The organism is Maritimimonas sp. 2205BS37-2, from assembly GCF_056591755.1.
The window spans coordinates 1,220,613-1,246,623 of the sequence record NZ_JBWQOI010000001.1 but is presented as its reverse complement, the minus strand read 5'-3'; the positions used below and the strand labels follow the sequence as shown (position 1 = coordinate 1,246,623).

The following is a 26,011-nucleotide window of genomic DNA, read 5'->3' as shown; positions in this document are numbered from 1 at the left end:
ACATGAAAAATTATGTCTTTATAAACTTATTCATTTTTGTTACATTCTCAATAACCTCACAAAACCTTACAGGAAATAGTAAAGTTGATAATTTATATCATCAAATGATTAAAGTAAATAGTAAAAAATTGCATAGTTGGGCTAAAAAAAATGCAAGGAAAAGTTCTTCTAAGTCATTTAATCTTAATTCTTCTACCAAATTACCACTAGGATTAAAATTTAAAAACCTTACCGCTTCTGACAAATTACTGTTGAAGTTTTTTACTGTAGCTGAGGGATACAAACTAATCGATGAAAAGATACGAGAACTTGAAACACTAATGGACTTTGATTGTATAACCCTCAAGCAACTTTTAAAAAAAAGAAAAGAGGTAAAGCATGAATTAAACAACATGGAAACTAATTCAAATAGTGCATTAAAGAAAAAGGATGGTACCTATAACGCCGTAATTCAAAAGGTGGGGTAAAAGTAGATCAAATTAATTAAAAAAAGAGACAATGAAAAAGGTAGTGATAATAATCGTTTTTGCGTTATTAACGTTAACAGCAACCCATGCCCAAATTAAAAAGCATAAAAAGTCTGTCAATATTAGCAAAGATGATATCAGTAAAAAAATAAAAGAACTTAAGATTAATCTTAAGGGTATCTCAATCAATGATCTTAATAGATTGAAAATACCTGTATCTAAGGCAAATAGTGCACTTCTCAATGAGGAACCAATAAATTCTTGGAAAATCACTCCGTCAAAATCAGTTGATGCCCAACTAAAACTAGAATCATTTTATGGCCTATGGAGAGAACGTGCATGGAGCATAGGAAACATCTTATGGGGGTATGCAACTTCTAAAGATGAGATTACAAGATTAAAAGGCTCTTTCCAGGAGAGAACTTCAGATGGTAGTATAAATTATGGAAGAATATTTCCGATAGTATTAAAATTTAGAGCAACTGGAGGAGCTAGATATATCCTTAGCTATAAGATGTTTAATACTCACCCTGGTGAATCAGTTCTTCTAGGAAGAGGACAGTATATAACTGAAGTTTATGCAGTTGATGGAGAAATAAACTATGTATTTAATCAAGATACTTCAAAAGAAATCTATATCTATATTTCGCCAAAATTAGCAAAGATATCTACAGGAGAAATTCAGTTTTTTAGACCTTCTTATCTTCATAACGGAATAGAAATAAACCGTATTAATTAAAAGTGGTTGAAATCATTTATGAGTATAATTTAACCTTTTATACTAAGCTTGATATTACTTGTTGTTTCTAGATATGTTCTCAATAGTGGTAGTTTGTTTAGGTTTTTCTGGGATTACGTTTGTCTGATAAGCATACTCAAAGATGCCACTGAAATCACAATTGCAAGAATAAAAGTAATAATCGCCCATTTAGGATAGACTCCTGCTTTTTTAAATAAGGCTTCAAATCTTCTATATTGTCTTTCTTGTAGTTCGCTTTGCCTTTTAAGTTCCTTATTATACTCTTCTAAGAGAGGTTTGATTTCCGAAAGGTCAATGGCTACTTTTACATCTTTGATTTGGTCATTAATATTCTCCAACCTGTTTACGTCACTACGGAACTCTTCTAGTTCAGAAGTTAGCAGTTCCATATATTCTTTGATTCTAGTCATTATTTTAATTTTTTAAATTCCTATTCCTGCATCAATAGAATGCTTTATAATACGTTTCGCAATTTTCTTTGCTATACTTAATGCCAATCTTGGAGCTAATGGTATAGCTTTATCCAAAACTTTTACCGGAGCAATATTTTTCACCAAATTGTTAGATTGCCCATAAAGCCGTTGCCCGATGTTGCCTCCGGTCATACTACGATGCACTTCACTTCCCTTTAAATTATAACCGTTAAATTCAAATCGAAATCCCTGAATATTCCCTGCTTTATTGATACTTGGAAGTACTTTTACGCCATTGGTATGCATGGCTTTGATATAAGCTTCAAAATTCTTAGGAGTGAATTGTTTTAGGCTCAATTCATGCCTTCTCCTGATTTCCTGTCGAACTTCTTTTAACAAAAATTGCTTTTCAAATTGTACTTGCTTCACCATAGTCAATTGTAGTTGCTCCGCCACTCTTTCAGCTGCATGTTGACTTCGTTTTCCGATAAAGCTATCATTATAAGCGACACCATGAAAGTCAATACGATTTACATATAAGTGGATATGTGTATGCTCTTTATTTCTATGGACAAATGCAATAGCCTGTCTTTGCTCCAATTTCATTTCTTTCATAAATCGCTTACAGATCATTTCTAAATCTTTTTGCTGTAATCGTTTTCCATCTTCTATGGTTGGACTAATCACAAAGGACAGTGTATTCTTTTGGCAATGGTAGTTCTGGTCCTGGACCATTTTAAACTCCTGGGTAATTTCATTAGGGTTATCCCCAACCAGTCCCTGCTTGAAGATAACTTCCGCTCCTTTTTCCTGATTCCATCCATATGCTACCGAAGCTTGTGTATGAGCGATTGCTTTTCCTTTTCCAATCATGGTGACAATTTTTGTAAATGAGTTTTTATCTCATTGGCTAATCGATATACTTCTTTAGTAAGTTTAGGATTGCGTTTGCGATACATGTTACCAATAGATTTAAAGTTGTTATGAAATTTGACCAGTGTGCTGTATATTAGAATCTCATCTTCTGTTAAGCGTTCAGTAATCTTTTTTTCAAATGCTACTCGTCTAAAATATTCACTGAGTGTCAACCCAGATCTTTTCGCCCTGTTCTTCAATAATTTTTTTTCCATGGCAGTACACCTGAATTTTATGAGTTCGGTTTTCCGCTTAAACCGACTCTTTTTTTCATTGCGACCATCGGGAGTAATCGAGACTGTGCCCACAGGCACACATCTCGAATTTGTTTCCAACAAATCTTTTTTACCGATATCTAAATGAATAGTAATACCATTTTTTAAATGTTCTTCAGTTAACTGAAGAACTGTTTTGTCAGGATTTTTTTTGTTATGTTTATTTGTTGTTATTCCCATGACATCAGCTTTTCATTTGCATCCTTATATTCTTTGTAAAACTCCCTGCAATCATGTGCTTGTGAGCATGCATTCAATAGATAATTTGTTACCAAATCACCCGAACCGTCATTGTCTAAATAGAGAAGGACTTTTTCATAATTATTGAGAATAGGAATTATTCTTTTTACAAAAGCCACGGAATTAAGAATTAATAGACCGAGTTCGTCTATTTTCTCTTGTAACAAAATATCCAGAGAAAACAGATCAAACATACCTTCGGTAACCAGTAAACTTTTATGACCCTTATTGATGTAACTAAATGTTTTAGGGGAGGTAGAAGTTTTATAGTATTTGTTTCGCAATTCCCATCCGCCATCATGATTTTTTAACCCCATAGCAAAAAATGATTTACCATTATTTTGATACCAGACCTCTTGACAATAATTCTTGGCAATAACCAATGGTATTTTTCTTGAGGTTACATAATTTATTAGCCCCGAATGCTGTATTGGTTGTACTTTTATAATTGACAACCCAGTACTTTTCATTTTAGAAATGGGCGGCTGTTGAAAAGAGAAGAGAGAAGTGTCATTGTTTAAAAAAATCAAAGCTTCTTTAACTGTACAATTCAATAGTTGAATGATTAAGTCAATAACATTTCCACCAATGCCTAAACCATGATCGTACCATCTATTTTTTAGTTTAGATACTTTAAAAGAGGCTTGTGTTTCTGACCGTAATGGACTTAGAAACCAAGCTTCTTTTTCCGATTCCTTTTTGGGAAAATGCTCAAATTTTGCCAACACCTGGAGCAGGCAAAGATTTCGAGCTTTTTTACAGTTTATTTTTTCTTTTTTCATGAGCTCTTCATTTTTTAGAACATTTTTGATGATTTGATGACAATCCCTCTGTAAGATTGGTAAACATTGAGTTTTCTCTGTCATCGTTTTGTCATCACGTCATCATTTTTGTGTTTTTTACATTATTTTCTGTCATCACTTTTTATTTTGATGACAGAATGATGACAAAGTGATGACGGCGTTAAGCCCCATAAACACTGGCTTCGGCTCAATCTGTCATCAATTCATCAAAATTTTGGGTTAGGAAAGGCTTTTCTATGGTAAAATACCTCCCTTTTGCATCTTTTAAATCCATATCACCATCACTCCAAATCACAAACTTTTGATACTTATTAGAATTGTCCTGGTTCTTTAATTTCCAATCCTTTTTTAATAATCTTCGAAGTTGTGTTAAATCTGTTTTAACTCGTGTCTTGTTAAGTGCATGTAATGCATCAATAGGGCATAGGTGTACTTTTTCCAAATCAAATTTTTCCATCACACTTAAAATGATACTCGCCAACTCTTTTTCAACACGATTACGATTGTGTTGAACTAATTTTTTCAAAGCAATTGTTTTGATTTGCTGTGGTGTAAACCACATGCGTGTCAAATGTTTTGTAGAGAGTTGTCTTTGTTTAAGGAAATGAAGAAATGCGGGAATTTCAGAGGTAAGCTTTTTAAGGTAATCTGTATGTTCTTTTTCAATGACTGGTACTTTGATTACCCAGAACCGGGTTTCGTTGGCGTCAATTTTAATAAAGTTGTCTTCGTTATTACTACAAAGGATAAATTTTCCGAAGAATTCAACTTCACGTTTGTCTTTACCCTTAGCTTCAAGCTTATTGATATTAGTAGTGCTTAGATATTTGATCCGTTCAGTAAGTTCTTCTTTATTAAATAATACTTCATCAATACAAATCAATAGCTTATTTGCCCAATCAGAATTGAATTGACTACTAAAGCTGTCATTGGTTAAATAGGTAAGGTTATTATCAAAGATCTCCTTAAGCCATTTCAAAAAGGTACTTTTCCCAGTTGAACGCTCTTTTGATACTAAACAAAGAATAGGGAGCACTTGAATGGGTCTAACATATAATAGTTGTAGATAATCTAGGCCTAATTCATATTGTTTCCCAAAAATGTGTTTTACAAAATTCAGAGAAGTTTCTATTATACCTTCTTTCGGTGTTTTGCTAAGAGGGGAGTAGATATTATAAAAGCCTTTGTATTCCTGTTTAAAATCAATGTGATTTGGTATACAAGTAAATCCATCATACTTTGAGATTTTACTCAAATAAGACTTACCATGATCTTGCCGAATGGTTTCAATACTCCATGGTACTAGTATTTCATTAAAATGTCCAGCTATGGTAGGAGCTTGTACTTTTTTATAATAGGAGGTTCCCACCCTTATATATGGTATTGTCTTCATGATGATGTGATTTAGATGTTTATTTTTTCTTTAAAACATAGTCTAGTGCCATGTTCTCTATTTCACATTTGGATTTTCGATCATTTCGTAAAAGCCATTCATTTAGGCGATTGATATCAAAAAATATCATTTTACCATTTGGTTTACTGTGAGGAATAATACCAGCGGAAGTTAATTTATAGAGATAGCTGCGTGATATACCTGTATAATCACACGCTTCTTCTAAAGTAAGTACTTGTTTAGAGCCTAATAATAAGCTCTCAATTCTATCGAGTTTTTCTTCTAGTTTAATATTGTCCATTTTCTTCTATTTATAGATTAATAATGAACAAAGCGCTTTGTTTCTTTTTGTTGAATTCTTGAAATAAAAGTAAAAAGAAAGAAGGTGTAAGGTGGATTTTTCAGAATTTTTTTATTCACAAATAACTGATAAACAGTTAAATACATTCATTTAAGCACATATAAATCCAAAATACACGAAACTCATAAATTAAAATTTTAAAACGTTTGATTTAAAAGTAAATAAAATGAGATTAAATGATGAAATATGAAGTTATTAACAACAAAAACGTTAGATTGAGTCTTATTCGATGTTTTCAAGTTCAAGTTTAGGTACTAAATGTGCTGCTTCTTTCATTTTTTTATCAATAATTTTGGCATAAATCTCTGTAGTTCTTATTTCTTTGTGTCCTAGTCTTTTAGAAACTGTATAAATATCAGCTCCATTTTCTAAAAGTAGAACAGCATTCGTATGTCTGGCGGAATGAAAAGTGATATGTTTAGTAATGCCAGCAAACATACACCATCGCAATAATTTTAGATTCATATGGGCACTATAATGAAGATTGGTAAATACGCGATCATTTGGCTCTTTCCGTTCTCCAAGCAATTCCCTTGCCTGTTTAGAAATATACAAGTACTCCATTCCTTCCGTTTTTTTCTGCTTGAAAATGATACGAAAGATTTCATTTCCTGAACTATCTATTCCTTCATTTCTTACTTCAGACCAGGTTAATTTATTGATATCCGACCATCTTATACCGGTTAGTGCTGAAAATAGAAAGGCAGACTTTAATACCTTTACTTCACAAGGGGTTCTCGAGAGTTTTTGCAATTCTGCAGAAGTTAAATATTCTCTTTTGGATTCCGCCATGGTAAACCCTTTGACCTTTGTTATTAGGTTTTCTTTCATATAGCCTTCGTCAAAAGCAGCTCGCAATGCTGCTTTAAACTTGTTAAAGTATGTGTGTTTTGTATTTTGTGCCAGATTCTTATTGCCTTTAGTTACTGCTACAGTATTCAAATATTTCTTGAACCCTTTTATGAAATCAATATCTACATCATTAAAGGTTATGTGTTTCGGACAATACTTTTTTAAGTGCTTTTGTGCGGCTTCCCAATTGTCATAATTCCCTTTTGTCTCATAACGTTCCTCTTTCTTTTGTTCATAAAAATCTAGTAAAGTAGTCTTACCTTTATGTTCACTCCGAATTCTGTATTTTCCTTGGTAGACTTCTGCTTTCCTGATTGCAAGAATTTGCTCAGCTAATTGGAGTTGCTCTTTATTCTTCTTCTTTTCAATGGCAGATTTTGGGTTAGTAACTAAATAGAGTTGTAAATACTCGTAATCTCTAAGGTGTTTAATTTTTCCGCTTTCTAGGGTTTGTATGCCTTTATAATATTCAATATATAGACTTAGTTTTCCTGTCCTTAATTTTTTCTTTCTTAAATGAACTTTTATCATAACGACACATTTTTTTGTGTCTCGCCAAAAATGCGACACACATGAGACACAATAAAAGTATGAATATTATTAAATTAAAGGAAAGAAAAATTTATAAAGTTTTTAACAATCATTTGATTTACAACTATTTGAGGGTAAATAGAACCAAATAAAATTAATATCTATTTTCCAATACAAAAGTTAGAAAATATATTCCCTAAAATATCTTTATCAACATCATATTCTCCTGTAATATTACCCAAATGTCGAAGACACTCTCTAATATCAATTGCAAAAAGATCTGACGGTAAATTATTTTCTATACCATTTTGTACAGCAATAATACTTTCAAGAGCTTTATTCAATGCTTCAAAATGACGTGAGTTCGTAACAATGGTTTCATTGCTACTTAAAGCACCAGTATTTACCAAAGAGGTTAATTCAGATTTTAAATTTTCGATACCAGTTCTGTTTTTAGCAGATAGCAACAATGCCTCAGGAATATCTAATTTTATTGAAGCAATTGTTTGTTTAGAAAGCGCATCAATTTTATTTATTATGATCAAAAGACGTTTATTAGCAAATCGCTCTTTTATCTTTTTCAGATCAGTATGAAATTGAATGCTATTCGCATTGAGTTTTTCGGCACTTACTAAGAAAACTACTAATTGCGCTTTTTCGGCCTTTTCATATGCTTTTTTAATACCTATGTTCTCAACTATATCTTCTGTATCTCTTATGCCTGCCGTATCAATAAACCTAAACGCAACACCATCGATAATTACTTCATCTTCAATGGCGTCTCGAGTGGTTCCGGCAATAGCAGATACAATAGCCTTTTCTTCATTTAATAAGGTATTTAAGAGTGTAGATTTTCCAACGTTCGGTTCGCCAATAATCGCAACAGGAATCCCATTTTTCATAGCATTTCCAAAGGCAAAACTATCGATTAAGCGCTTTAAAACAGAAGTTATTTTAGCTACTAATTCTTTAAATTGTGTTCTATCTGCAAATTCAACGTCTTCACCAGAAAAATCTAATTCTAATTCAATTAAAGAGGCAAAATCTAATAATTGTTGGCGTAATGCTTTTAATTCATTGGTAATACCGCCTCTCATTTGCTGAATTGCCATTTGATGAGAAGCTTCTGAATTAGAGGCGATAACATCGGCAACGGCCTCTGCTTGGCTTAGATCCATTTTTCCGTTAAGGAAAGCACGCATGGTAAATTCACCATTATCGGCCATTCTACATCCATTTTGTAAAAAAAGTTGAATGATTTCTTGTTGAATATAAGCAGAGCCATGGCATGAAATTTCTACTACATTTTCACCTGTGTATGAATTAGGGGCCTTAAAAATAGAAATTAAGACCTCATCTAATACCTTCTGGTCATTTATAATATGACCGAGATGTATTGTATGCGTGCGTTGTTTTTTTAAATCTTTATTATGTATCGATCTAAAGAATTGTGCTACAACATGTATTGCATTGGTTCCAGAAATCCTTAATACTGATATAGCTCCAACACCAGAAGGCGTTGCAAGAGCAATAATGGTATCATTTTGAATCATAAGTTTACTATAAAGAGTGTAAAATTAGTAAAAACTAAAGCTTTAGCGCTTAAATTAGGAAGTACTTCAATGAGTTGATTCATAATGTATTGTAACAAAAAAGTAGTTTTAGCGTCCTATTTATAGAAGCATTCATTAATCAAACTGCCCGTAATAACGGGACAAAAGCCAAAAACCATGAAAAAAAATAATCAATTATTAGTCATTACACACTTAAGTCAATTGTTAGATTTAGTAACTATAATAGGTGGATTTTTAGTACCGCTTATTATTTGGGTAACCAATAAAGACAAAATTAACGATATGGATGAGCATGGAAGGAGTATTATCAACTTTCGCTTAAGTATGATTATATACTCTTTATTATGTATACCATTAATCTTATTTTTTGGTCTTGGATTGTTAGGTTTTGTAGTACTTTCAGTCTTTTACTTTATATTTCCAATAATTAATGCTATAAAAGCGAGTAATGGAGAGCAACCGAACTACCCGTTTTCCATGAGAATTGTGTAATTGTGAAAAAAAAATGAAAAAAAATACCGGTTTTTTTGACCGGTTTTTTTGGCATAAATCAGATTTTCGGCATTTTTTTAGTGTTAAAACATTGTTAATAAGTTGTTTATAAATACTATTTAAACTCCCTGAAAACCATGAGTTTTAAAAATCACCGATAGCTCTATTGACTGATAATGATGTTCGCCATACATTTGTCCTGTACAATAATCAAAAGTATAATAACGTTCATAACAATATACTCCTAGAGAGTAAAGTATAAGGGGAGAAAGGAGAGAAGTGAAAAGTTTAATAACGCTACAAGTAGCTTTTCTCCTTACTATACAACTTATCTACTCTTTAACGGAGCTAAAGAAAAGGGGAGAAAGGAGAGAAGCGAAAAGTTAAAACTATGAGTTAACACCTACGAGTAACTTTTCTCCTTACTATTTTTTTCGTAAAATTCACTCCAAATTAATTTGGAGTTAACAGAAAGGGGAGAAAGGAGAGAAGTTATCAGCTAAACCAAGCAAATTCTACAATAACTTTTCTCCTTATTTTTTTGCCCAAATTTAATCGATTCTCTTACTTACTATTAAGATTTAGCCATGTACTTTAGGCTTTGTGCCTCTAGATTTCATAAAATCTGCTTCATAAGCTAATAATCCTTGCCATTTTTCATCTACAAGATCTCTATCTAAATACGTACGAGCAAACCCTAAAAACAATGTGTAATGATTGGCTTCAGAAACCATAAGGTCTTTATAAAACTCAGAAAGTTCTTGATCTTCTAAATTCTCTGAAAAGACTTTAAAGCGCTCACAGCTTCTGGCCTCGATCAAGGCAGCATATAATAATCTATGCACTAATTGTACTTTTCTATCACCGCTTTTTTGAAAGAACTTATGCAAATATAAGGCATAATCATTACGTTGTTCTCTTCCTAAAGTCATACCGCGAGCTTTCATTAGTTCATGTACCATTTTAAAATGTTCCATTTCTTCTAAAGCAACATCTGCCATCGCTGTAACCAATTCTGTTTCTTCAGGATAATTTATAATTATAGAAACAGCATTAGATGCCGCTTTTTGTTCGGCAAAAGCATGATCGGTTAATATTTGTTGCAAATCATTTTCAGCAACTTCTGCCCAAGAAGTTTCGGTATCAAATTTTAATCCTAACATTTTACAAATCTAATTTAAACGTATTCTTTAGTTTGGCTAGTGCTTTATTCTTTTCGAGCAATTTATTATATTTTTCTTGAGGAGTGTACGCAAACTTCTTTGTGTTTTCTTCATTTACATTTATCTGAAAATCAATACTATAATTGTTTAACGCCTCTCGTAAGAATTTTAATATTCTTGGTTTTACTTTATTAAACTCACCTTTCATCATACTGTTTGGAAAGGTAAGTTCGGCTATAAATCCATTTAACTTAGGGGTATCGGTGTTCATAATTGACGCTACAATTTTCTCACCATTATTTTGTAATTTTTCTATATACTGATGCCATAGTTTTAAAAATGAAGCTTCAGTAAATGGGTCTTTAGGTAAATCATCACTATTAATTTCATCTACATTAATTGATTTTTTTACCTCTTTCTTTTTATGAATACTGTTTAATGAAAGGGCAGATGCTCTTCTTCTTTCTGTTCTTAAAACAGGCTTTTCAAGTATTTCTACTTGCTCATCCACCTTTTTTGCAGGTTTTACTATAGAAGATTGTTTAGTAGTGGCCAATGGTTTTGCACGTTTTTCTTGTTTTACCTGAGAAACATCTGCAGGAATTTTAGAAGTATTAATAAAATTCTTTGCCGAAATTATAAAGTGCTTAGGCTTTTTTTTTTCTCCATCAAAAGTGATAGAGGCTAATTGCATAAGAGTTAATTCAACGAGTAAACGCTGATTTTTACTCAACTTATATTTTAAATCACAATCATTAGCAAGGTCTATAGCCTGCAACAAAAAGCGCATAGGTGCTTTTATGGCCTGTTCTAAGTATTGCTTCTTGGCGGTATCACCAACTTCTAATAGCTCAATTGTGGCTTTATCTTTTGCAACTAATAAATCTCTAAAATGAGATGCCAATCCGCTAATAAAGTGATGCCCATCGAATCCTTTGGCCAAAATTTCATTAAAATGAATTAAACCATTAGGAATATCATTCTCTAAGATGAAGTCGGTAGCTTTAAAATAGGCATCATAATCTAATACATTCAAATTTTCAGCTACAGCTTGTCTCGTAAGTTCTTGACCAGAAAAACTAACAACCCTGTCAAAAATTGATAAAGCATCACGCATGGCGCCATCAGCTTTTTGTGCTATAATATGTAATGCATCATCTTCTGCATTAATACGTTCTTTCTGGGCAATTTTCTTTAAATAGTCTTTGGCATCAGAGACTCCAATTCGTTTAAAATCGAATATTTGACAACGAGATAATATGGTAGGTATAATCTTATGCTTTTCGGTAGTTGCCAGAATAAAAATAGCATGTGCAGGTGGTTCTTCAAGAGTTTTTAGAAAAGCATTGAAAGCCGCTTGCGAAAGCATATGTACCTCATCTATGATATATACTTTGTATTTACCCGTTTGAGGAGGAATACGTACCTGATCTGTTAAACTTCTAATATCATCTACAGAATTGTTCGAAGCAGCATCTAATTCAAAAATATTAAAGGCAAAATCTTCATCAGGATTAATCTCTTGCCCATCTTGATTGATCTGCTTCGCTAAAATTCGGGCACAAGAAGTTTTACCTACACCTCTTGGGCCAGTAAATAAAAGTGCCTGTGCTAGATGATTATTTTTTATAGCGTTTTGCAACGTATTTGTAATGGCTTGTTGCCCTACAACATCCTCAAAATTTTGAGGTCTATATTTTCGTGCAGATACTATAAAATGTTCCATTGATTGGGATAGAAATAATAAGGACGAAATTATAAATTAAATTTAAAAATGTGCTATTACGCACCCTCTTTTTCAATGATATTATTAACATTATTTTTAGTAGATAAGAATTTTCTCACATTTTTCATTTCTTTCCTAACAGATGGATGCATCAGCATTACTTTTTGAAAGTTAATAGAAGGCTTACTCATTAATCTTCCTGTTGCAGGTTGTACCACTTGGTATTTTATAGAAGTATCGGCAGTTTGATTTTCAATTAAATCAATTATTTGTTGATTACTTTCTTCAATTAACTTAATTATTTCGAGTTTTTCTGTCTTATCAAAATCGGGTTCACCACCTAAGGTGCTTACCAAGTCTTTAAAAGAAAATGTATGTGGTAATACAACCTGAATTAATCGACCACTATTTCTCAATTTATTAAGTATATATGCTGGCACACCGCTTGTTGCAGCCCCAGTTGCGATAATTGCAGGTAATTCAGCGGAAGCTTTAATTTCTTTTCTCTGAATTTTATTTCTGTCAATAAAGTCTTGTATAAATGCATTTTTAGATACACTTATATTGATAAACTTCACTGCTGAGCTATCTTTGATTTCTTTTTTAAGATAATTGTAAAGATTTTCGGTGCTTAACGCTGCAGAATTATCAAAACCACCTCCATCAATAAAGTGCCCCTTACCTTCAATGCTAGCAGAAGGACTTAAAATAGGAAATCTATTTGTTGGTGAGGCCGCTCCCAAATATGATAAAGAGGTGTCTTTTTTACTGTTCAGTATATTAATTGCTCCCGGGAAGATAGTATCAAAAGTACGATTATTGTTTACGGGTAATGAGAAGGAGATTCCCTGCTTCCCTGTAGTTGAAATGGTATTAATTATTAATGGCGGGAAATAGTTTCTAGCATCAAAAGTACGTTTAAATTGTTCAAAATAGCCAACATCATGTAAAGAGCAAGGAGACGCATCTCGTGCCAATAAATGTTGTTGCATACCATAATAAGCTCGATCTCTACCTTTAAAATAATTCTTAGAAGGTATATATTCTCTTATTAAATCACCTCCAGTTAGATATGTTAGGTCTAACGTAATGAAATTGAATCGAGAAATAGCATCAATTTGTTGCTTCCGTCGGGTAGGATCATCACTAAGTAAGGCATAATTGGTAATACCTATTCCGCCACCAGAAACTCCAGAAAGGCATCGCACATGATCGAAAAAGTTATCTGTAGCGTTTTCTTTCTCTAATGCATTTAAAACCAACATGGTCCATACATTAGATTTTAGACCTCCGCCATATGAACTAACAAACAAGTGCTTATCTTTAGTTCTAATAGCGTCTTTAAAGGCATTTAAACTTATTTCGTTAGAAGGCTCTCTTTCAATGTCATTCTGTATATAATGCAAGTCGTTACCATTTACAACCGTAAAAGCGCCAACACTAATAAAAAGAACCGCCAATAATGGCATTAGTGACTTCCAAAAGAAATATTTAAAACCAGAAAACAGAACATATTTTCTTTCTTGATTGATATAAAGACGATGCTTATAATAGATAAGAAATACACCGTAGTAGGTCATATAAACAATTAATAAAACAGTAATAAAATTGATTAGATGATTTAATTTCCAATCTACATTTAAAGCAATAAAAGCAGCAACACATAAACTTCCTAAAATAATAATGCCTCTTAGATATTTTATATTATCACTAAACCAATACAACTTATTCAAAAATGACATAGCCTTGGGGGCTTTACTAATATTCCCAGCAACAACCGTACTTGTATAATTAGCAGACCCATCTTCACTTACCGGACCACCTGCCTTAAACCAGAAAACATATTTAAACCACGACCTACAAACACTAAATAATATAAAAGTGATTGCCATAATTATTAAAGTAAGTACAGTAAAAAACAAGGTGGAAGCTCTCCAATCACTAATATTTACAAGATATAGGCCTGTAGCTATACAAGCTATACTTATTAAAAACATTGGATAAAACCCAGCGACGTATTTTTGAAATTTTTTAATGGCATTTTTTTCACTTTGAGTTGGTGTTTTTTTGAAAATATGTTGAAAAGCCTCATTTTTTAAATTAGAGATGTAATTCACAAAGAGAATTAATAATAAAAGAGTACAAAAAACAAAAGCTCTTACAGGGAACTTTACATTTAAAAAAGTTCGATAGTTATCTAGAAGAATATAAATAAAAGCAATGAATAAAAGAACACCAATGCTTCTTCTAAAAACACTAAACTGCGCCCCTTCTCTTTTTTGAGCACCAGAGAGTGTGGTTAAATTTGGCTTTCTTTTGTAATAGATTATCCGAAATGGTGAAGCTTCTATAATCTTATTGAAAATGCCTAATAAAAAAGGTCTGGATTTTTTTGCTTGGTTGATATGAAATGCATACCTAGAGTTATTTCCATCACTTTTAATTTTAAAATATTCTGGATAATGAGATGTTGGTATCGCTATGGTGACAATAAGAATCAAGGTGATTACATAACTCCAAGGGGTGTAGAAGAGATGAATAACAATATCTCCACCCATTTCAATTTTGGTAATCAATACTACAATTACACCTATAAAAATCAAACTTACCCGGGCGTACCACACAAACCTTAGTAATTTTTTATAAACCGGAAGTATTAGAAAATAAAGAAATAGTAAAAAACTTAGAGCATAGAGTCCCTCTTTTACTGCTATAAATGTTTTGATAACAGAAATGTTACATGCAAGATATAAACTATTCTCTATGAAATCTGTTATTAATGCTAATAGCGCAACTACTATAAAAATAATTTTACATGCTTTAAGCCTAAATCGTTTTAGGCTTTTTAAAATCCGATAAAGCATAAACATTAAAAGTGGTGCCCAGAAAAAATCTGTGATAAAAAACAACACTTTAGATGTAATTCTATTCTTCTCTTCAATTAATATGTTCGCGTTTTCAATAAAAGCATTACTGCTATCAGATTTTATAAATTGAGGATGACTAACTGCTTCGTTGATATAAAACGCATAGGCGGCAGTAACCATGCCAATAGATAGTAATAAAACGATGAAAAAAAGATGGTGTAGCTTTAGCTTATTGAGGTATTGGTAGAAGGTCTTAAACATAGCAGTATAAAGGTATTAAAAAAAACAATACCTACTGCAAGATGTAGTTGTAAAATTGGTTAAATCAGATTGTTAGAAAGGAAACTGTCTTAATTAACTATAAATTTTATCATAAAGATCCTTATAGATTTCTTTAATAACTTTTCGTTTCATTTTCATAGTAGGGGTAAGCTCGCCACCATCAATACTCCATACTTTAGGAGTTAATTCAAAACGCTTAATTTGCTCCCATTTACCAAATTTCTCATTACAAGCAAAAACTTCTTCTTGTATCTTATTAATGATAATTTCAGAAGTAATTATTTCTTCATTGTTGGTTCCAACTTCAACTCCTTCTTTTTGACTCCATTCTTTTATAAATTCAAAATTAGGTTGAATTAGCGCAGCTGGCATTTTCTCACCTTCTCCAACTACCATTATTTGTTCAATAAATAACGATTGCTTAAACTCTCCTTCTAATAATGGAGGTATAACATACTTTCCACCAGATGTTTTAAACATTTCCTTAATACGTCCGGTAATTTTTAAGAAACCATCTTCAATTTTTCCTTTATCACCAGTATGAAAGTATCCATCTTTTAATACTTCTGCACTCTTTTCTGGGTCTTTATAATATCCTTGCATAATATTCGGCCCTTTCACAAGTATTTCATCATTTTCAGCAATTTTTACTTCAACGCCATCAATCACTTTTCCTACAGTACCTATTCTAAAACCACCATTTCTTTGGTCGTTTACAGAAACTACCGGCGAAGTTTCGGTTAAGCCATAACCTTCCATAATAGGCATTCCGGCTGCCGCAAAAACTTTTGTTAATCTAGGTTGTAAAGCTGCACTACCCGAAACCATTAATTTTAATTCACCACCCAATGCTTCTCGCCACTTAGAAAAAATGAGCTTACGCGCCATACCTAGTTGTTTCTCATACCACCAACCATTTTCACCATAAGGTTTATATTTTAAGCCTAAGTCAATCGCCCAAAAGAATAATTTTTTCTTAATGCCACTTAGCTCTTCACCCTTAGCATAAATTTTATCATAGATTTTTTCATAAAGCCTTGGAACTGCCGTCATAACATGTGGCTTCACTTCTTTGGCATTATCACTCAGCTTATCAATAGCTTCGGCAAAGTAAATTTCTACCCCACAATATTGATATAAATAAAGAATCATGCGCTCAAAAATATGGCAAATAGGTAAGAAACTAAGCCCTTTTGCATTGCCATAATCAAGAGGCACCCTTTTTTCTGAGTTAATTACGTTAGAAACAATATTATTATGTGAAAGCATTACACCTTTTGGTCTACCTGTAGTACCCGAGGTATAAATAAGTGTTGCCAAATCATCTGGTACAACCGCATCTTTTCTATCATCAACTACATCTTGATTGCTCGTATCTTCTCCCAACTCCAAAACTTCTTTCCAATTCTTTTCCCCTTCAATTTCATTAAAAGTATAAACTCCTTTAAGTTTCGTGTTTCTTTTAATTTGATTTAGTTTTTCAAGAATAGCCTCGTCTGAAACAAAACAATACGTGGCCTCAGAATGATTTAAAACATATTCATAATCTTCTTTAGATATGGTTGGATAAATTGGTACATTTTGAGCACCTGTTTGTAAGATTCCAATATCACAAACGTTCCATTCGGTTCTATTTGTAGTAGAAATTACCGCTATTTTGTCATTTTTTTTAACTCCTAAACGCAATAATCCTCTACTAATGGCATTTGCCTGGTCTATATATTCTTGCGTAGAAATTGAAATCCATTTACCATCATATTTTGTGGTCAATGATTTTTGAAGGTTAAATTTGGCAAGTTGATAATACGGAAAATCAAATAATCGTGTAACTTCTGGGGTCATAAATCATAAATTTCGAGCAATGCAAAGTAATAAAATTTAACGAATTATAGAAACCCGTTCATCGGCCGGTAAACACTCGAGGTTCTATAAAATCATTTCTTAAACAACTCGATTCTATTATGTATCTTTGCACACTTTAAAAAGAAATCTGAATGAAAATATCATACAATTGGTTACAACAATTTTTAAAGTTAGACTGGCCTTCTGAAAAGACAGGAGAGTTATTAACCGATTTAGGTCTGGAGGTAGAAGGTATTGAAACGGTTGAATCTATAAAAGGAAGCTTAAAAGGTGTGGTTGTCGGTGAAGTACTAACTTGCGAGCAGCACCCAAATGCAGATAGATTGAAAGTAACAACTGTAGATTTAGGAAATGGAGAACCGGTTCAAATTGTCTGTGGTGCACCGAATGTATCGGCTGGACAAAAAGTTCCTGTAGCAACTATTGGTACCTTGTTATATGATAAAGAAGGCAATGAGTTCAAGATTAAAAAAGGAAAGATACGAGGAGAAGAAAGTCATGGAATGATTTGTGCTGAAGATGAGCTTGGTTTGGGTGAAAACCACGATGGAATTATGGTATTAAATGAAAATATGGAAGTTGGTAAAACCGCCGCTGAAGTATTTAATATTACTACTGATGAAGTTTTTGAAATTGGCTTAACTCCAAACAGAGCAGATGCCATGAGTCATTTTGGAGTTGCTCGTGATCTTAAAGCCGGGCTACAACAGCAAGATGTTGATTTAGAGTTAATTACACCTTCGGTAAGTAATTTCGATGTTGATGTAAGAACCCTTAAAATTGATGCTGAGGTAGAAGATCATAGTTTAATACCACGTTACGCCGGAGTTACCATTACAGATATTAAGGTTGAAGATTCACCACAATGGATTCAAGACCGATTAAAAGCTATTGGATTAAGCCCAATAAACAATGTTGTTGACATTACCAATTACGTATTGCATGAATTAGGTCAGCCTCTACACGCTTTTGATGCTGCTAAGATTAAAGGAGGTAAGATTGTTGTAAAAACACTGCCAGCAGGTATAAAATTTAAGACATTAGATGAGGTAGAGCGCGAATTGCATGAAGAAGATATTATGATCTGCGATGGTGAATTAAATCCGATGTGTATTGGAGGCGTTTTTGGAGGTATTGATTCTGGAGTAACTAAAGATACAACTTCTATTTTCTTGGAAGCAGCGTATTTTAATCCGGTTTCGATTCGTAAAACAGCGAAACGCCATGGATTGAATACAGATGCTTCATTTCGTTTTGAGCGAGGTATTGATCCTAACATCACAGAATATGCCTTGAAAAGAGCAGCTTTATTGATTGAAGAAATTGCGGGTGCCAAGATTACTTCTGATGTAATTGATATTTATCCTGAGAAGATTGAAGACCATCAAGTACACTTATCGTATGAAAGCGCTTTTAAACTAATAGGTGAAGAGCTTCCACAAGATACTATTAAAAATATATTGGCTTCATTAGATATTAAAATTAATAATCAAACCGAAACGGGGTTGGGTCTAACCATTCCGGCATATAGAGTAGACGTAACTCGGGAAGCAGATATTGTTGAAGAGATCTTAAGGGTTTATGGTTATAATAATATTGCCACATCACCTAAAATGAATACTTCAATATCATATTCTAATAAGATAAATGCCGATAAAATACAAAACTTGGTTTCTGATCAACTGGTTTCTTTAGGTTTTAATGAAATGATGGCTAATTCATTAACGAAACCTGAGTATGTTGAATTATCAGAGCTTCTTAAGACAGAACATAATGTTGAGATGCTAAATCCCTTAAGTATTGATCTTTCCGTAATGCGACAGTCGTTACTTTTTAGCGGGTTAGAGGCCATAGCTTATAATATAAACAGAAAGAATGCACGTTTAAAATTCTTTGAGTTTGGAAACACCTATCATAAATATGAACGTGGATATAATGAAGATAAGCGCCTAACCCTCACAGTAACTGGAAACAGAACTAAAAATGATTGGGGCGCAACAGCTAAGACATCTGATTTTTTCTATTTAAAGGGCGTTTTAGGTAGTATTGTTCAAAGACTCGGAATCAATGGGGTAAAATCTGCACCAACCAAGAATGATATTTTTTCTGAAGGATTATCTTTTAAACAAGGTAAAACGCAATTAGTTGAGTTCGGTGTTGTAAAACGTTCAATTTTAAAAGAATTCGGGATTAAACAAGAAGTACTTTTTGCAGATTTTAACTGGAATACAATTTTAAAAGTAATTGGCAACAAATCAATAAAAGTTAAAGATCTACCTAAATTTCCTGAAGTAAAGAGAGATTTAGCTTTACTTTTAGATGATTCGGTTTCATTTAAAGAATTATATACTGCAGCATTGCAAACAGAAAAGCAGTTATTAAAATCTGTAGATCTATTTGATGTGTATGAAGGTGAAAATTTACCTAAAGGTAAAAAATCGTATGCGTTGAGTTTTGTATTACAAGATGAGTATAAAACCTTAAATGATAAACAGATCGATAAGGTGATGCAAAAATTGCAGCAAGTTTTTGAGCGTAATTTTAACGCTAAACTAAGATAAAGTTTCGTTTTAATGCTCGTTATTTTTCTAAAAGAGTAACCATAAAGAACTATGTACCAAACCATTATCAGGCCATTTTTATTTCTTTTTGACCCAGAAAAAGTACATCATTTTACTTTTTCGTTCTTAAAGCTAGGATTTAAACTACCGTTTGTTTCATCACTTACAAGAAGTTTTTATCGCGTAAATGATGAGAAATTAGAGCGGAAACTATTTGGATTAACATTTAAGAATCCGGTTGGTTTAGCTGCAGGTTTTGATAAAAATGCATTGCTAATTGATGAGCTTCCAAATTTTGGATTTGGTTTTATTGAAATAGGAACAGTAACGCCTAAACCTCAAGAAGGAAATCCTAAAAAAAGACTTTTTCGCTTAAAACAAGATCAAGCTATTATTAACAGAATGGGCTTTAATAATGATGGCCTTGATATTATCTGTAGACGTTTAAAGAATAGAAAAGGAACAATTTTAATTGGTGGAAATATTGGGAAAAATAAAATCACTCCAAATAGTGAAGCTGTAGAAGATTATTTGCTAAGCTTTAATGATCTCTACGATTATGTAGATTATTTTGTAGTAAATGTAAGCTCTCCTAACACACCTAACTTACGCGAATTGCAAGATAAAGAGCCTTTAACAAAATTGTTGAATGCTTTGCAAATCGAGAATAAAAAGATGACAGATAATAGTGCGCTAAGAACAATGAAACCTATCTTATTAAAAATTGCACCAGATCTTAATGAGGAGCAATTACTAGATATTATAGACATTGTTAAGAGCACAAAGATTGATGGTGTTATTGCAACGAATACTACCATTACTCGTAACGACTTACAATCTGAGAATAAAAAAGAAACGGGTGGCTTAAGCGGAGAACCGTTAACAAAAAGATCAACTGAGGTTATTCGTTTTTTATCAGAAAAATCTAATAAAGCATTTCCTATTATCGGTGTTGGAGGTATTCATTCTGCAGAAGATGCCTTAGAAAAAATTAAAGCCGGCGCAGATTTAGTTCAAATCTACACAGGCTTTATATATAAAGGACCACGCCTTGTTAAGCAAATTAACAAGGCTTTGCTCAATTAATTATTTAGAAGGTATTTAGATAACCCATCTCCATTAATATCAGTATACTTTGAATTGATATCATGGGCAACTTTCATTCCTTTAATATTAAAATCACCTCTTACTTTTGTATATTTTAAATTAAGATCTTCTTCAAATCTAGCATTATTAAAAGAAACACCATCTTTGAACTTTGTGTATTTAAAAGTGGCATACTCTTCAAAAAGGGTATCAGAAAAACCAGCATGTGTATCAAACTTAGCATATTTAAATGTTGATTCTCTTAAGAATTTTGATCCTGAGAAATTGGCTGTACGTTCAAAGGCAGAATATTTAAACATAGCATTCCTTTTAAACTCACAGTTTTTAAAACGTACATCGTTTTCAAAATTTGCTACAAATGTATATTTACTGTACTCGTCATGAAAATAAGCTAATACATCATCTTCAAATACGCAGTTTACAAAAGAGATTTTTCCTTCAATGGTTTCTTTTATGGTATTACTACCTCCATTCTTGTACCATTTATGCTTTTTAGGCAAATCTGGTAGTTTTTCATCCATAAAGGTCATATCAAGCGTTCCGGTGATGGTTACATTTTCATAAGAAACTGATTTTCCGGCTTTAATATCTTTCAAAATTTTCGAAGCACTTACGGTGCGTTGTGCCGATGCACTTAATGAAAGAGATAAGATAAAAACAAAAGTTAAAAGTTTATTCATGATTGGTAGTTTTTGTAGTATTATTATACTATTAAGACTACATAAAATAAAAACTGTTACAGTTTTTTTATATTTTATACAGAGGCAGCCAATAGTAAAACTGTAACAATTATTAATAATAGATGTCTATACAATAAAACCATTAAAAACTATAATAAAAAGTACGATGAAACTACGTTTACAATTAACAATTTTATTCTTAGCATTCAGTGCTATTTATACAGCTGTTGCTCAGGAAAAAGTAATTACACTTACCGATGATTTTGATAAAATTATTGTGAGTCCTCATTTAGAAGTAGAATTTGTTCAAGGGGATACACCAAAAATTGAAGTTCAAGAAATTATAGTTCCTATTGAGAAATTCAACTACGAAATTGTCAATAAAACACTTCAGGTATATCTAGAAGGAGCAAAAACAGTAACTAAGCACGAAAAGTATAAGCATGGAGACTACAAACATAAAGTACCCATTTATAAAAATACTGTGGCTAAAATTAAGGTTACTTATACCGATGTGAATGTATTTTCGCTGAGAGGAGAAGAAAAGATAACTTTTGAAAGTCCACTTGATCAAGATGAATGTGCAATGAGAATATATGGTGAATCTGAAGTTTTGGTGAAGAAAGCGAAGCTTAATGATTTGAGAGTTGCTATTTTTGGGGAGAGCCATTTGGTAATAGATGCGGGCAGTATCATGAATCAAAAGATAACGGCTTACGGATCAAGTAAAATAAGAGCTTTGAATGTGAAAACAAAACAGGCTAAGATAGTTGCATATGGCGAGGGAACCTATCAATTGAATGTGTCAGATAGATTAAAGGTAACCTCATATGGTGAAGCGAGCATTCTTTATAAAGGTAATCCAGACCTTAAAAAAGGAATTGTAATTGGTGAATCTACAATAACAAGCGTTAGTGAATAATATTATATAGTTATAAATAAAAAACGGCTATAGAATTTTCTATAGCCGTTTTTTATTGAGTTATTGCTCTACTAGCTCTTGTTTTCTATCCACTTTCTTGCATTAACAAATGCCTCTAACCAAGGTGAAACCTCATCTTTTCTAGTATCAGGATAATGCGCCCAGTTCCACTGGAACGTTGAGCGTTCAATATGCGGCATTGTTACTAAATGACGTCCTGTCTTATCGCACATCATAGCTGTATTGTAGTCAGAACCATTTGGATTATGAGGATAGCCTTCATAGGAGTACTTAGCACAGATATTATAATTTCCTTCTTCTTCTGGAAGCTTATATTTCCCTTCACCATGTGAAATCCAAACACCTAAGGTGCTTCCGGCTAAAGACGATAACATTATAGAATTAGTATCTAGAACTTTCACTGAAGTAAAAGCACTTTCATGTTTTCCAGAATCATTATACGTGAGTTTACCATGTATTTTATGATCCGGATTAATTAACTCTAACTCCATCCATAACTGAGCGCCATTGCAAATCCCTACAGAGAGCGTATCTTCCCGTTCAAAGAATCTTTTTAGGGCGACATTGGCTTTTTCGTTATATAAGAATGCACCTGCCCATCCTTTGGCTGAGCCTAATACATCTGAATTTGAAAAACCACCAACGGCACCAATAAATTGAATGTCTTCTAAAGTTTCACGTCCAGAGATCAAATCGGTCATATGTACATCTTTTACATCAAAGCCTGCTAAGTACATGGCGTTTGCCATTTCGCGTTCAGAATTACTTCCTTTTTCACGAATAATAGCTGCTTTAGGCCGTTTTTTGCTGTTATTGGTTTGATTTATTCCACCGGAAAAAACGTCAGTAATTTTACCCGTAAAATGTTCTGGAAACTTATAGTTTAATGGTTGGTTCTTATAATTTTCAAAACGATCTTTTGCTAATTCGTTCGCAGTTTGTTTATCGTCTAAAAAGTAAGAGGTTTTGTACCATGTATCTCTTAATTCAGAAATTGATAGGGCGAAAGCATCTGATCCATTCTTAATATTTAATCGATCACTTTCTGTTACAGTTCCTATTTTGAAGAATTCAACAGAATTCGATGATAATAGATGTTCAACAGATGTATCTGTTGCTTGAAATACGATTCCGGCATTTTCAGCAAAAAGAAGTTTTATGCTGTCAGATTCGTTTAATGCGGATAGATCAATATTGGCACCTACATTAACCTCTGCAAAAGACAATTCAAGTAGGGTAGTAATTAGTCCGCCTGAAGCAACATCATGACCCGCAACAATTCTATCTTCTTTTATTAGCTGTTGGATCGTATTAAATACCGATTTTGTGTAATTAGCATTCTTAACGTTAGGTGTCTCATTACCAATTTTATTTACAATTTGAGCAAATGAACTTCCACCTAACTTAAAATCATCTTTTGATATGTTGATATAATAAACAGGGCCGTTGTCTACTTTAAATACAGGTTCTACCACTTTTGTTATATCATTACAATTGGCACCTGCGGAGATAATGACTGTACCAGGAGCTATAACTTCCTCATTTGGATACTTTTGCTTCATTGAAAGAGAATCTTTACCCGTTGGAATATTGATTCCTAATTCAATTGCAAATTCTGAACATGCTTTTACAGCTTCATAGAGCCTCGCATCTTCTCCTTCATTCTTACAAGGCCACATCCAGTTTGCTGATAATGAGATAGACTGAAGCCCATCTTTAAGCGGAGCCCATATAATATTCGTTAAAGCTTCGGTTATAGAATTTCTACTTCCTGCAATGGGGTCTATCAGTCCTGAAATTGGTGAATGACCTATAGAAGTTGCGATCCCTTCTTTTCCATTAAAATCTAGTGCCATAACACCAACATTATTCAAAGGTAACTGTAAAGAACCAACACATTGTTGCTTAGCTACCCGGCCTCCAACGCATCGATCCACTTTATTTGTTAACCAATCTTTACATGCTACTGCTTCTAACTGTAAAACCTGTTCTAAATAAGTGTGAAATTTATCATTGGTATATGAAACTTGATCATAATTTCTGATGATCGTTTGATCATTCATAATGGTTTTAGGAGAGCTTCCGAACATATCTTCTAGTGCCAAATCCATGGGTTTATTGCCCTTGCTTTTTGACTCAAAACAAAATCGATTGTTTCCTGTTACATCACCAACCGTATACATAGGAGAACGCTCGCGTTCGGCTATTTTTTCTAAAGTCTTAATATGTTCATTAGAAATTACAAGTCCCATACGTTCTTGAGACTCATTGCCAATAATCTCTTTGTCAGATAGTGTAGGATCACCGACGGGTAATTTGTCTAAATCAATAGTTCCACCCGTATCTTCAACTAATTCAGATAAACAATTTAGGTGACCGCCCGCACCATGATCGTGAATAGAAACAATAAAATTCTCTTCACTTTCTACCATGCCACGTACTGCGTTCGCAGCTCTTTTTTGCATTTCGGGATTTGAACGTTGAACGGCGTTCAGCTCAATACCAGTTGAAAATTCTCCGGTATCTGCAGAAGATACGGCCGCGCCTCCCATACCAATTCTATAGTTTTCACCACCTAATAAAACAACCTTGTCACCTTCCTTCGGAATATCTTTAATTGCTTGGTTGGCTTTACCATAACCAATTCCACCGGCAAGCATTATTACCTTGTCGAATCCTAGTTTCCGAGCCTCTTCTTTATGCTCAAATGTTAATAATGATCCACAAATTAATGGTTGCCCGAATTTATTTCCAAAATCTGAAGCACCATTAGAAGCCTTTATTAAAATGTCTATGGGGGTTTGATATAACCATTTGCGCGCGTCCATTGCACGTTCCCATGGGCGATTTTCTTCTAAACGAGAATACGAAGTCATATATACAGCAGTTCCTGCCAGGGGAATGGCTCCTTTTCCTCCTGCTAAACGATCTCGAATCTCACCTCCCGAACCAGTGGCGGCACCATTAAAAGGCTCAACTGTAGTTGGAAAATTATGAGTTTCTGCTTTTAGCGAAATAACAGATTCGAAATCTTCTGTTCTATAGTAATCAGGAAGGTCTGGGCGCTTAGGAGCAAATTGCGTTACTTTTGGCCCCTTTATAAAAGCTACATTATCTTTATAAGCCGAAACTATATCATTAGGATGTTTCTTTGATGTTTCTTTAATCAGTTTAAAAAGGGAAGTAGACTTTTCTTGTCCATCTATAATGAAGGTACCATTAAATATTTTATGGCGACAGTGCTCAGAATTTACTTGCGAAAATCCAAATACTTCAGAATCTGTAAGCTTTCTGCCTATTTTTTTTGAAACATTATCTAAATAGTCAATTTCATCATCACTAAGAGCCAAACCTTCTTGTTCATTATAGGCAGCAATATTAGCTATTTCTATAATAGGTTCAGGTTGAATATCAATAGTGAATGAATCTTGATCTAATCCATCATATTTTTCTGAGATCATAGGGTCATAATCAGAAAAATCTTTTGAGACCGATTTAAATTCTTCAATACGAATGATTCCTTGAATACCCATGTTCTGCGTGATCTCTACGGCATTCGTGCTCCAAGGTGTAATCATTGCCTTACGAGGTCCAACAAAAAAGGCGTCAAGAGACGCCGTGTTTATCTTAGGTTGGTTGCCGAACAACCATATTAATTTTTCTTCTGTATTGTTTGAGAATTCTGATGTGGCTTGCACAGCATAAATCTTGCTGTTTACATCCCCAAAAAAGTGAATCATTTA

The 26,011-nt window shown here is 33.1% G+C and carries 20 protein-coding genes; 6 read left to right on the top strand and 14 right to left on the bottom strand.

Features of this window, described 5'->3' with window-relative positions; translation table 11 throughout:
- Window positions 1-2: 2 nt before the first annotated feature.
- Both AC1EUU_RS05945 and AC1EUU_RS05940 read left to right on the top strand, forming a co-directional pair.
- Window positions 3-467, top strand: coding sequence for a hypothetical protein (locus tag AC1EUU_RS05945; protein ID WP_480200465.1), 465 nt, complete (start codon window positions 3-5; stop codon window positions 465-467).
- A gap of 31 nt (window positions 468-498) precedes the next feature.
- Window positions 499-1,206: a hypothetical protein gene (locus tag AC1EUU_RS05940; RefSeq protein ID WP_480200464.1), complete on the top strand. Its 708-nt coding sequence runs from the start codon at window positions 499-501 to the stop codon at window positions 1,204-1,206.
- A 113-nt stretch (window positions 1,207-1,319) separates the two neighbouring features.
- Here AC1EUU_RS05940 and AC1EUU_RS05935 read toward each other — a convergent pair whose 3' ends face one another.
- The 8 genes from AC1EUU_RS05935 to mnmE all read right to left on the bottom strand — a co-directional run bounded on the left by AC1EUU_RS05935 (window position 1,320) and on the right by mnmE (window position 8,563).
- On the bottom strand, window positions 1,320-1,637 hold the full coding sequence (locus AC1EUU_RS05935) for a DUF6730 family protein (protein WP_480200463.1): 318 nt from the start codon (window positions 1,635-1,637) through the stop codon (window positions 1,320-1,322).
- A 12-nt stretch (window positions 1,638-1,649) separates the two neighbouring features.
- Window positions 1,650-2,513 carry a relaxase/mobilization nuclease domain-containing protein gene (locus AC1EUU_RS05930; RefSeq protein ID WP_480200462.1) on the bottom strand — a complete coding sequence of 288 codons (864 nt, stop codon included), beginning with the start codon at window positions 2,511-2,513 and terminating at the stop codon, window positions 1,650-1,652.
- The gene (gene mbpA / locus AC1EUU_RS05925) at window positions 2,510-3,010 is read right to left on the bottom strand and encodes a mobilization protein MbpA (RefSeq protein WP_480200461.1); all 501 of its coding nucleotides are present in this window, start codon (window positions 3,008-3,010) and stop codon (window positions 2,510-2,512) included. The genes AC1EUU_RS05930 and mbpA overlap by 4 nt, the downstream gene beginning before the upstream one ends.
- Window positions 3,001-3,852, bottom strand: coding sequence for a toprim domain-containing protein (locus AC1EUU_RS05920; protein WP_480200460.1), 852 nt, complete (start codon window positions 3,850-3,852; stop codon window positions 3,001-3,003). Before AC1EUU_RS05920 ends, mbpA begins: the two co-directional genes overlap by 10 nt.
- A 208-nt stretch (window positions 3,853-4,060) precedes the next feature.
- Window positions 4,061-5,266, bottom strand: a complete 1,206-nt coding sequence (locus tag AC1EUU_RS05915; RefSeq protein WP_480200459.1) for a primase-helicase family protein — start codon at window positions 5,264-5,266, stop codon at window positions 4,061-4,063.
- 19 nt (window positions 5,267-5,285) lie between these two features.
- The gene (locus AC1EUU_RS05910; RefSeq protein WP_087522710.1) at window positions 5,286-5,567 is read right to left on the bottom strand and encodes a helix-turn-helix transcriptional regulator; all 282 of its coding nucleotides are present in this window, start codon (window positions 5,565-5,567) and stop codon (window positions 5,286-5,288) included.
- A gap of 282 nt (window positions 5,568-5,849) precedes the next feature.
- Window positions 5,850-7,007 (bottom strand): tyrosine-type recombinase/integrase, encoded by a 1,158-nt coding sequence (locus AC1EUU_RS05905; protein WP_480200766.1) that lies wholly within the window; start codon window positions 7,005-7,007, stop codon window positions 5,850-5,852.
- Between the two features lie 164 nt (window positions 7,008-7,171).
- Window positions 7,172-8,563 (bottom strand): tRNA uridine-5-carboxymethylaminomethyl(34) synthesis GTPase MnmE, encoded by a 1,392-nt coding sequence (gene mnmE, locus AC1EUU_RS05900; protein ID WP_480200458.1) that lies wholly within the window; start codon window positions 8,561-8,563, stop codon window positions 7,172-7,174.
- A 177-nt stretch (window positions 8,564-8,740) separates the two neighbouring features.
- On the opposite strand from mnmE, the gene AC1EUU_RS05895 reads away from it, so the two are divergent.
- Complete coding sequence (locus AC1EUU_RS05895) at window positions 8,741-9,076, top strand: DUF4870 domain-containing protein (protein ID WP_480200457.1); 336 nt, start codon at window positions 8,741-8,743, stop codon at window positions 9,074-9,076.
- A 581-nt stretch (window positions 9,077-9,657) separates the two neighbouring features.
- On the opposite strand, the gene AC1EUU_RS05890 is transcribed toward AC1EUU_RS05895, so the two are convergent.
- From AC1EUU_RS05890 to AC1EUU_RS05875, 4 genes are all read right to left on the bottom strand, one after another.
- Window positions 9,658-10,239: a MiaE family protein gene (locus tag AC1EUU_RS05890; protein ID WP_480200456.1), complete on the bottom strand. Its 582-nt coding sequence runs from the start codon at window positions 10,237-10,239 to the stop codon at window positions 9,658-9,660.
- A 1-nt stretch (window position 10,240) separates the two neighbouring features.
- Window positions 10,241-11,965 (bottom strand): DNA polymerase III subunit gamma/tau, encoded by a 1,725-nt coding sequence (dnaX, locus tag AC1EUU_RS05885; RefSeq protein ID WP_480200455.1) that lies wholly within the window; start codon window positions 11,963-11,965, stop codon window positions 10,241-10,243.
- Between the two features lie 56 nt (window positions 11,966-12,021).
- Complete coding sequence (locus AC1EUU_RS05880; RefSeq protein ID WP_480200454.1) at window positions 12,022-15,093, bottom strand: hypothetical protein; 3,072 nt, start codon at window positions 15,091-15,093, stop codon at window positions 12,022-12,024.
- A gap of 93 nt (window positions 15,094-15,186) precedes the next feature.
- Window positions 15,187-16,956: an AMP-dependent synthetase/ligase gene (locus AC1EUU_RS05875; RefSeq protein ID WP_480200453.1), complete on the bottom strand. Its 1,770-nt coding sequence runs from the start codon at window positions 16,954-16,956 to the stop codon at window positions 15,187-15,189.
- Window positions 16,957-17,108: 152 nt separating this feature from the next.
- Between AC1EUU_RS05875 and pheT the strand changes: the two genes are divergently transcribed.
- On the top strand, window positions 17,109-19,538 hold the full coding sequence (gene pheT, locus AC1EUU_RS05870; RefSeq protein ID WP_480200452.1) for a phenylalanine--tRNA ligase subunit beta: 2,430 nt from the start codon (window positions 17,109-17,111) through the stop codon (window positions 19,536-19,538).
- A 51-nt stretch (window positions 19,539-19,589) separates the two neighbouring features.
- Window positions 19,590-20,624, top strand: coding sequence for a quinone-dependent dihydroorotate dehydrogenase (locus tag AC1EUU_RS05865; RefSeq protein ID WP_480200451.1), 1,035 nt, complete (start codon window positions 19,590-19,592; stop codon window positions 20,622-20,624).
- On the opposite strand, the gene AC1EUU_RS05860 is transcribed toward AC1EUU_RS05865, so the two are convergent.
- Window positions 20,621-21,325 (bottom strand): pentapeptide repeat-containing protein, encoded by a 705-nt coding sequence (locus AC1EUU_RS05860; protein ID WP_480200450.1) that lies wholly within the window; start codon window positions 21,323-21,325, stop codon window positions 20,621-20,623. The genes AC1EUU_RS05865 and AC1EUU_RS05860 overlap by 4 nt on opposite strands.
- A 166-nt stretch (window positions 21,326-21,491) precedes the next feature.
- On the opposite strand from AC1EUU_RS05860, the gene AC1EUU_RS05855 reads away from it, so the two are divergent.
- The gene (locus AC1EUU_RS05855) at window positions 21,492-22,247 is read left to right on the top strand and encodes a head GIN domain-containing protein (protein WP_480200449.1); all 756 of its coding nucleotides are present in this window, start codon (window positions 21,492-21,494) and stop codon (window positions 22,245-22,247) included.
- Window positions 22,248-22,318: 71 nt separating this feature from the next.
- Here the strand turns inward: AC1EUU_RS05855 and purL are convergent, their stop codons facing one another.
- Window positions 22,319-26,008, bottom strand: a complete 3,690-nt coding sequence (gene purL / locus AC1EUU_RS05850; protein ID WP_480200448.1) for a phosphoribosylformylglycinamidine synthase — start codon at window positions 26,006-26,008, stop codon at window positions 22,319-22,321.
- Window positions 26,009-26,011 lie beyond the last annotated feature (3 nt).